Below are 9,013 nucleotides of genomic sequence, written 5' to 3' on the forward strand. Positions count from 1 at the left end.
TGTGGTCCTACCCCCGTGCTTTTTGTTGCACGGGACCCATGGGTGCAACCGGCACCCGGCTTTCCCTGCGCCCTCTACTCGATGAGAGGGCGAAACGAACGCAAAGCTCGGGCGTAACGCGCCGCGAGAACGCGAACGCGTATCCCCTCCGCTGTTTGATATTTGAATCAGAACTCGCGACGACGCCGTAGGGTGGGCAAAGCGAAGCGTGCCCACCATCGCGAGCGGAGTGCTGGATGGTGGGCACGGCGCGATAGACGCGCCTTTGCCCACCCTACCTAGTTCCGCAACCGCTTGCTCGCGCCATAACAACTGCCTGTGGTTATGGGTCCGCGTTCGCGGGGACGACGCCGGCGCGGTCATCGTGAGAGCCGCGCAAACCGCTCACGCCTCTGCGTCCAGCACCTTCTTCACCGCAGGCCGCGCGGCCGTGCGGTTGCGGTGATCGACCACTTTCGGCAGCGTCGCGAGATCGACGCCGTCGCCTTCCAGCCACTGCGCCATCGTGAAGAGATAGATGTCGCAGATCGTGAAGGCTTCGCCCATCACCCACGGGCCTTTCAGCATGTCGCGCTCGATCAGCGCAAAGCTCGCGCCGACCGTTTTCGGGATCATGCGCTTCAAGTCGGCAAAGGAGGATTCCTCCGCAGCCCAGCGATAGCCGCGCATCTTGTGGGCATGCGCGACATGCACCGTGGAGCAGAGATAGCTGTTGAACGCCTGCGCCTGCGCGAACGCAAAGGCGTCATCGAGCGGCGCGAGCTTTGCCTTCGGAAAGCTCTGCGCGATGAAGGCGAGCACCGCGGGCGTCTCGGTGAGGACGCCATGATCGGTGACCAGCGCCGGCACCCGTCCCTTCGGATTGACCTTGAGATATTCCGGGCTGTTCTGCTGGTTGGTCTTGAAGTCGACCCGTTCGATCGTATAGGGCGCGCCGGCCTCTTCGAGCGCGATGTGCGAGGCGAGCGCGCAGGTGCCGGGGGTGTAATAGAGCTTGAGCATGTTCCATCCCTCATTCAGAGGGACGCGAAGTTAACGGCGTGCTCTTGCCCCGTCCATCCCTGCTCTGACTGATGGGCTCAGCGAACAGCCTTTGCCGTCTCCACCAGGCGCGCACTGGTCGATGCCGTCGCAAGCACTGCGCCATCTTCCGCCATCAGCCTGCCTTCGACGAAGGCGACGGTCTTGCCGAGCTGGGAGACCCTGGCCTCGCCGATGATCGGACCCGGCTTCGCCGGCGCCAGGAAATTCACTGTCATCGTGATGGTCGCGGTGTAGAGCTTGCCGTCGGTCATGACGAATACCGCCGGGCCCATGGTGTCGTCGAGCATCGCCGACAGCATGCCGCCCTGGATAAAGCCGGCCGGGTTGCAGAACTCCGGCTTGCCCTCGAAGCCGATCCGAATCCAGCCTTCGCCCGGGCGTGCGTCGAGCGGGCGCCAGCCGAGCAGCTTGGAGCAGGGTGGCGCGGCGAGACGGTCAAGCGCGGTCGCGATCATCGGAGCCTCCGTTGTCGCTCCTACCTACCGCAGGCCTCCTGCCAGCATGCTGTCAGCAGCCTCACATGCCGAGCCCATGCGCGACCACCTTGCGCATCACGTTCGGGAACGCTTCGTCCGCAAGCGTTGCGACCGGCACCCAGCGCATCCCCTCCGGCGCCCGCGTACGCGGCGGAACGGTCGCGGTATAGACCGCAAGCTCGAGCGGAAAATGCGTGAAGACGTGGGTGACGACGCCGGCCTTGCGGTGCCAGCGCGTCACGCCCTTCAGAAATGGCGCCTGCTCAAGTGCGGCCGCATCGTCCTGCCCGGCCAGCCATTCGGAGGTCGGCACTTCCGTCATGCCGCCGAGCAGGCCCTTCTCGGGGCGGGTGCTGACCAGGAGCTCATCGCCGCGGGTGACGACGAAGGCCGCGCCGGAGCGCAGCGCGCCAGTCTTCTTCGGCGCCTTGCGCGGAAAGCTCTCCTGATCGCCGCGGGCGCGCGCCGCACAGTCGTTGTTGAGCGGGCAGAGCGCGCAGGCCGGCTTCTTTGGCGTGCAGATCGAGGCGCCCAGATCCATCAGCGCCTGCGCGCTATCGCCGGCGCGAGACTCCTCGTCGCCGGCGCGGGAAGGACCGAGCAAGGTGCTCGCCAATTGCTGAATCAGCGGCTTGGCCTGCGGCAGCGCCTCCTCGACCGCGAACAGCCGCGACACCACGCGCTCGATATTGCCGTCGACCGGCATGGTGCGGCGGTCGAAGGCGATCGCAGCGATCGCGGCCGCCGTGTATGGCCCGATCCCCGGCAGCGTGCGAAGCCCCTCCTCGCTATCGGGAAAGATGCCGCTGTGGTCGCGCAGCACCGCCACCGCGCAGGCGTGCAGGTTACGCGCCCGGGAATAGTAGCCGAGCCCGGCCCACATCCGCAGCACATCGTCCAGCGAAGCGCGCGCCAGCGAAGCGACGTCCGGCCAGCGGGAAACGAATTTCTCGAAGTAGGGCCCGACCGCCTTGACCGTCGTCTGCTGCAGCATGATCTCCGACAGCCACACCCGGTACGGATCAGCCGCCTCGCCAGCCCCCGCCCGCCACGGCAACCGGCGGCGATGCCGGTCATACCAGGCGAGCAGAAGGGCGGGACGAGCGGCGAGCGCGTCAGGCGCTTCTCGTGGCTTGGTCTTGGCGGCGGCGCGAGAGCTCATGAGCCTATCTTAATGTCGGAGCACGAATCTCTGCACGTCATGCCCGTGCCTGTGCCGGGACATCCACGTCTTTATTCCTGGGATCGTTGCGAGGTGATATGACAAACTATGTCAAAGCCCGGCCCGATCAGCGCAAAGCCGCTCTCCATCCTGCTCAACGACGTCTTCTCGGACGCCTACGCCAAGCAGGGGTTCGCCGCGCGCGAGCTGGTAACGCGGTGGGCGGAGATCGCGGGGGTCGAGATCGCGCGGTATTCGGAGCCGATGAAGATGCAATGGCCGCGGCCGGTGGAGGGGCAGCCGCAGGAGCCGGCAACGCTGGTGCTCCGGGTCGAGGGGCCGATGGCGCTGGAGATCCAGCATTCCTCCGACCGCATCCTGGAGCGGGTCAACCGCTTCTTCGGCTGGCACGCGGTCGGCCGGCTGGCGCTGCGGCAGGCCCCCCTGTCGCGGCGGGAGCGCGTGGTGCGGCCGCGGCCGCCGGACGCCAAGGCGGTGGCGGCGGTCGAAAAGACCCTGTCCGCCGTGGAGGACGAGGCGCTACGCGCCGCGCTGGCGCGATTGGGGGCCTCGATCAAGCGAAATTGAGACTTTTTTGCGTGGCAGGCCTTGGAGCGCAGCATTGCCACAATCACCATTTCAAGCTAGCGAAAGCTCGCTTTTTTAGACCTCTTTAGGCGTGAATGCGCCAATCCGGGAGCCGACCTTGATCATCACGCGCCGCGCCTTTACCGCCGCTCTGTCACTGACTGGTCTTGCCGCCCTGATCGGTCTCTCGCCGCTGCGCCTGATTTCGGAGGCGATGGCGCAGACCGCCGCCGATGTCGCCAAACCGCAATCGCTGCCGGACATGGCGCTCGGCCCGCAGAATGCCCCGGTGACCATCACCGAATACGCCTCGATGACATGCCCGCACTGCGCGAACTTCAACGAAACGGTGTTCCCGAAGATCAAGTCGGAATACATCGACACCGGCAAGATCCGCTACGTGTTCCGCGAATTCCCGCTCGACATCAAGGCCGCCGCCGGCTCGATGCTGGCGCGCTGCATTGCCAAGGACGACGCACCGAAATATTTCGCGGTGATCGACCTGTTGTTCCGCCAGCAGAACGATTGGGTGATGAAGAACACCACGGAGACGCTGACGCGAATCGGCAAGCAGGCGGGCCTCAGCCAGCAGCAGGTCGAGGACTGCCTGAAGGACCAGGCGCTGCTCGACAAGATCGCTGCCGACCAGAAATACGCCAACGACGTCTTGAAAGTGAATTCGACGCCGACCTTCTTCATCAATGGCGAGATGCTGAAGGGCGAAACCTCGTTCGACGAATTCAGCAAGCGCATCAATTCATTGTTGAAAAGCTGATTCGTCCACAGCTATTCGTTAGCGCGCGATAAACCAAGCAAAAGCCTTGGGAAAAGCCCGAGGCGGCGGTTGCCGGTACGCCCCGGCCTCGCCATTGTCGCGGCCATGAGGGCCGCAGCGAGCGCCACCTACATACCGACATTGCCTTCCATGGTATTGTCACGGCAGGGGGATTCGCGCCCGGCCAACAGAGATTTGTGTTCATGAAGCTCACGCGCCTACGCCTCCACGGTTTCAAGTCGTTCGTTGAACCCACCGATTTCATGATCGAGCCGGGCCTCACCGGCGTGGTCGGGCCGAACGGCTGCGGCAAGTCCAACCTGGTGGAAGCGCTGCGCTGGGCGATGGGCGAAACCTCGCACAAGTCGCTGCGCGCCGCTGACATGGACGCGGTGATCTTCGCCGGTTCCGGCAATCGCCCGGCGCGCAACCACGCCGAAGTCGTGATGACGATCGACAACGCCGATCGCACGGCGCCGGCGGCCGTCAACGACAGCCAGGTCTTGGAAATCTCCCGCCGCATCGAGCGCGAAGCGGGTTCCGTCTATCGCATCAACGGCCGCGACGTGCGCGCGCGCGACGTGCAGCTCCTGTTCGCCGATGCCGCAACCGGCGCGCGGTCGCCGGCACTGGTGCACCAAGGCAAGGTCGGCGAGATCATCCAGGCCAAGCCTGAACAGCGCCGCCGCATCCTCGAAGATGCCGCCGGCGTCGCCGGCTTGCATGCCCGCCGCCATGAAGCAGAACTGCGGCTGAAGGCGGCCGAGACCAACCTCACCCGCGTCGAGGACGTGATCGGCCAGCTCACCGGCCAGATGGACGGACTGAAGAAGCAGGCGCGGCAAGCGATCCGCTACCGCGAGGTCGCGGCGAAGGTCCGCAAGTCCGAGGCGATGCTGTTCCATCTGCGCTGGATCGAGGCTCATGCCGACGTCAACGATGCCGCGCAGACGCATGATCTCGCGGTTCGCGAGGCGGCCGAGCGCACCCGTGAGCAAGCGGAATCCGCGCGCATCCAGGCGATCCGCGCCGCCGAACTGCCGGCACTGCGCGAGGCGGAAGCCCGCGCCGCGGCGGGCCTGCAGCGGCTCAACAATGCGCGCGAGCTGCTCGACCGCGAAGAGGAGCGTGCCAAGGAACGCGTTTCCGAACTCGACCGGCGCCTGGCGCAGTTCGTCGCCGACATCGCGCGCGAGCAACAACAGACGGCAGACGCCGACGTCGCGCTGCAGCGGCTCGACACCGAGGATGCCGAGCTGAAGGAAGAGATCAAGTCTCGGGTCGAGCAACGCTCCGGCGTCGACGAGCGCGTCGCGGAAGCGGAAGCCATGCTTGCTGAAACCGAGCGTCGGTTTGCCGAGCTGACCACAGAGCTCGCCGACCTCACCGCCAAGCGCAATCAGCTCGAAGCCGGCGTGCGCACCCATCGCGACCGGCTCGCCCGACTCGACCACGAGATCGCGAGCGTCCAGGCCGAGGAAGAGCGGCTCGCGCAGGAGACCGGTTCGCTCGGCGACATCGATGTGCTCGCGGCCACGGTCGAGACCGCGCAGCAGACGCTGGCCGAGGCCGAAGCCACCGTGCAGGCGAGCGAAGCCGGTCACGTGGTCGCGCGGCAGACACTGGAAGCGTCCCGCAGCCCGCTGACCGAAGCAGAGAAGCGCGTGCAGCGGCTCGAGACCGAGGCGCGCACCATCTCCAAGATCCTCAATGGCGAGACCAAGAACCTGTGGCCGCCGATCATTGACGGCATCACAGTCGCCAAGGGCTATGAGAAAGCGATCGGCGCCGCGCTCGGCGACGATCTCGATGCGCCCGTCGATCCCTCGGCGCCGATGCGCTGGACCAATGTCCCCGCCGGCGAAGATCCGGCGCTGCCGGAAGGCGTCGATTGCCTTGCCAACCATGTGCAGGCGCCGCCTGAACTGGCGCGCCGCCTCGCCCAGATCGGCGTCGTCGCGAAGGAGCGCGGCGCGGAGCTGGTGTCGCAATTGAAGACCGGCCAGCGGCTGGTGTCGCTCGAGGGCGACGTCTGGCGCTGGGACGGTTTTGTCACCGCCGCCCACGCTCCGACCGGCGCGGCGCGGCGCCTGGCCGAGCGTGCCCGCCTCGTCGACATAGAGCATGAGCTCGAGCAGGCGCGCAGCGAGGTGATCGCCAAGCGGCAGGCGCTGGAAAATGCGGAAGCCGAATTGCGCGCCGCCTCCGCCGCCGAGACCGCCTCGCGCGAGGCGGTGCGAGCCGCGCGCCGCGAGGCCGATTCCGCACGCGAGCGCCATGCCGCAGCCGAGCGCGAGATCAACCGCCACGCCGCGCGCAAATCCGCGCTGACGGAAGCGCACAACCGCCTTGCCGCCGACCGCGCCGAAGCCGAGGCCGCGCACGAGAACGCCGATGCGGCGCTCTCCGAATTGCCGCCGAGCGTGGAGACCGAAGCCCAACTTGCCGCCGTCCGCGCCGAGATCGAGAACCGGCGCCGCGTGGCTGCCCAGGTGCGCGCCGAAACGCAGGCGCTGGCCCGTGAAGCCGAACTCGCCGACCGCCGCGTGCAGGCGATCCTCGCCGAGCGCAACGAGTGGCAGAACCGCAAAGCAAGCGGCGCCTCGCAGATCGGAACGATCGAGGCCCGCATCACCGAGGTGACGGCGGAGCGCGAGGAGCTCGTCAATGCGCCGGAGGTGTTTGCGGAGAAGCGCAGCGCGCTGATCAGCGAGATCGAGTACGCCGAGAATGATCGCCGCGGCGCCGCCGACGCGCTCGCCGCTGCCGAGACCGCGATGGCGGAGACCGACCGCGCCGCCAAGGCCTCGCTGGAAGCGCTGTCGAGCGCCCGCGAGGCGACCGCCCGCGCCGAGGAGCGGACGGAAGGAACCCGGCGTCGGCTCGCCGATATCGAGCGCGAGGTCCATGACATGCTCGAGGTCGAGCCACAGGCGTTGGCCGGCCTCGCCGAGATCGAGCCGGGCGCCGACCTGCCGCCGGTCGGCCAGATCGAGGAAGAGCTGGAAAAGATGCGCCGCGATCGCGAGCGCCTCGGCGCAGTCAATCTGCGCGCCGAGGAAGAGCTGCGCGAGGTGGAGACCCAGCACACCGGGCTCACCACCGAGCGCGACGATTTGGTGGAGGCGATCAAGCGCCTGCGCCAGGGCATCCAGAGCCTCAACCGCGAAGCGCGCGAGCGCCTTCTCACCTCGTTCGAGACCGTCAACAACCACTTCAAGCGATTGTTCGTCGAGTTGTTCGGCGGTGGCGAGGCCGCGCTGCACCTGATCGAGAGCGACGATCCGCTCGAGGCCGGCCTCGAGATCATTGCAAAGCCGCCGGGCAAGAAGCCGCAGTCGCTCTCGCTGCTCTCGGGCGGCGAGCAGGCGCTGACCGCGCTGGCGTTGATCTTCGCGGTGTTCCTGACCAACCCCTCGCCGATCTGCGTGCTGGACGAGGTCGACGCGCCGCTGGACGACCACAATGTCGAGCGCTTCTGCAACCTGTTGCACGAGATGACGTCGTCGACCGAAACGCGCTTCATCACCATCACCCACAACCCGATCACCATGGCGCGGATGAACCGGCTGTTCGGCGTGACCATGGCCGAGCGCGGCGTGTCGCAACTGGTCTCGGTCGACCTCGAAGGCGCGGTCGGCATCCTGGATCAGCACGTGGCGTGAGGTTGCACGCCCGCCGCTGGTACTGCCGTCATTGCGAGCGCAAGCGACGCAATCCATAGCGCCGCGAGCGGAGAAGTGGATTGCTTCGCTGCGCTCGCAATGACGGGAGAGCGCGTCGTGACGTGACGAACAGATGATCTCGCCCGACCTTCCCGCCGAACTAAAAGCGGCACTCGACGCGAGGCTGCAGGGGTTCTCGCGCAATGAGGCGGCAAGCCGCGCTGCCGCCATCTCGCGGACCTACCGCGACGGCGGCGGCTCGGGCACGATCAAATCAGAGACCGATGCGCTCGCCTACGCGCTGGCGCGGATGCCCGCGACCTACGCGGCCGTCGCCGCCAGCCTCAATGCGCTCGTCGAGATCAGGCCGGATTTCGCGCCGACATCGCTGCTCGATATCGGCGCCGGACCGGGCACGGCGAGCTGGGCGGCCGCGCAAGCCCTCTCGTCGCTGCAACGATTCGTCTTGCTCGATGCCAACGCCAGCTTGCGCGCGCTGGCGCTTGAGCTCGCCGGCACGCGGCTGCGCGAGGCGCACTATGAGCTTGGACCGGCCCGGAAGCTGCTCGCCGATGCCGAGCGGGCGGACCTCGTCGTCGCGAGCTACATGATCGGCGAAATCGATGAGGCCGAGAGAACCGCGCTCGCACGCCTGATGTGGGAGAAGGCGGGCGAGGCGCTTGTGATCGTCGAACCCGGCACGCCCGCGGGCTATGCGCGGATCATCGCGCTGCGGGCGCAACTGATCGCGGCCGGCGCACATGTCGCGGCTCCCTGCCCGCATGACGAAGCATGCCCGCTTGAGGCGCCGGACTGGTGCCATTTCAGCCAGCGGCTCTCGCGCTCGCGCGCGCATATGCAGGTGAAGGGCGCGGAGGTGCCGTTCGAGGACGAGCGGTTCGCCTATGTCGCGCTGACGCGGACGCCGATTGCGAGCCATCCCTCCCGCGTGCTGGCGCAGCCCGTCGTCGGCAAGGCGGAGGTGACCGCAAAGCTCTGCACCCCGAGCGGCCTTTCGATTGCAAAGATCCCCCGCCGCGCCAAGGCCGACTATGCCCGCGCCCGGCGCTGGCGATGGGGCGACGCCGTGACGGGCGCTTGAACTAATTCCCTGCCCGGTCCGACCAACGCATGCCTGCCGCTGGGCAGGCTGACGCGCGCCGCCGTTTATCTCTTTGTTTGAGCATGCTCTTTTCGGAAAACCGGTTTCCACTTTTCCGGATCATGCTCTAGCATTACAGTTGTAATTGACTGAGGATTCTGAATCCATGGGCAACCATGATTCGAAGATCGTGGACGCAGG

Annotated in this window: 7 protein-coding genes; 4 read left to right on the forward strand and 3 right to left on the reverse strand. The window is 66.9% G+C overall.

Annotated elements, in window-relative coordinates:
* Positions 1 to 384: 384 nt before the first annotated feature.
* From AAFX91_RS35465 to mutY, 3 genes are all read right to left on the reverse strand, one after another.
* A complete protein-coding gene (locus AAFX91_RS35465; protein ID WP_394569638.1) occupies positions 385 to 1,002 on the reverse strand; it encodes a glutathione S-transferase family protein in 618 nt (205 codons plus the stop codon).
* A gap of 77 nt (positions 1,003 to 1,079) precedes the next feature.
* Positions 1,080 to 1,499 (reverse strand): PaaI family thioesterase, encoded by a 420-nt coding sequence (locus tag AAFX91_RS35470; RefSeq protein ID WP_130584166.1) that lies wholly within the window; start codon positions 1,497 to 1,499, stop codon positions 1,080 to 1,082.
* 61 nt (positions 1,500 to 1,560) lie between these two features.
* Positions 1,561 to 2,682, reverse strand: a complete 1,122-nt coding sequence (gene mutY, locus AAFX91_RS35475; protein WP_394569639.1) for an A/G-specific adenine glycosylase — start codon at positions 2,680 to 2,682, stop codon at positions 1,561 to 1,563.
* A 108-nt stretch (positions 2,683 to 2,790) separates the two neighbouring features.
* Here mutY and AAFX91_RS35480 point away from each other — a divergent pair, with 108 nt between their 5' ends.
* The 4 genes from AAFX91_RS35480 (at position 2,791) to AAFX91_RS35495 (ending at position 8,812) form a co-directional block, all read left to right on the forward strand.
* Positions 2,791 to 3,270: a DUF721 domain-containing protein gene (locus tag AAFX91_RS35480; RefSeq protein WP_282531643.1), complete on the forward strand. Its 480-nt coding sequence runs from the start codon at positions 2,791 to 2,793 to the stop codon at positions 3,268 to 3,270.
* Positions 3,271 to 3,388: 118 nt separating this feature from the next.
* Complete coding sequence (locus AAFX91_RS35485) at positions 3,389 to 4,045, forward strand: DsbA family protein (protein ID WP_282531642.1); 657 nt, start codon at positions 3,389 to 3,391, stop codon at positions 4,043 to 4,045.
* Positions 4,046 to 4,248: 203 nt separating this feature from the next.
* A complete protein-coding gene (gene smc, locus AAFX91_RS35490; RefSeq protein ID WP_394569640.1) occupies positions 4,249 to 7,710 on the forward strand; it encodes a chromosome segregation protein SMC in 3,462 nt (1,153 codons plus the stop codon).
* Between the two features lie 133 nt (positions 7,711 to 7,843).
* Complete coding sequence (locus AAFX91_RS35495) at positions 7,844 to 8,812, forward strand: small ribosomal subunit Rsm22 family protein (protein ID WP_394569641.1); 969 nt, start codon at positions 7,844 to 7,846, stop codon at positions 8,810 to 8,812.
* Positions 8,813 to 9,013: the final 201 nt, after the last annotated feature.

The organism is Bradyrhizobium sp. 31Argb (assembly GCF_043638955.1).
Taxonomy (GTDB): domain Bacteria; phylum Pseudomonadota; class Alphaproteobacteria; order Rhizobiales; family Xanthobacteraceae; genus Bradyrhizobium.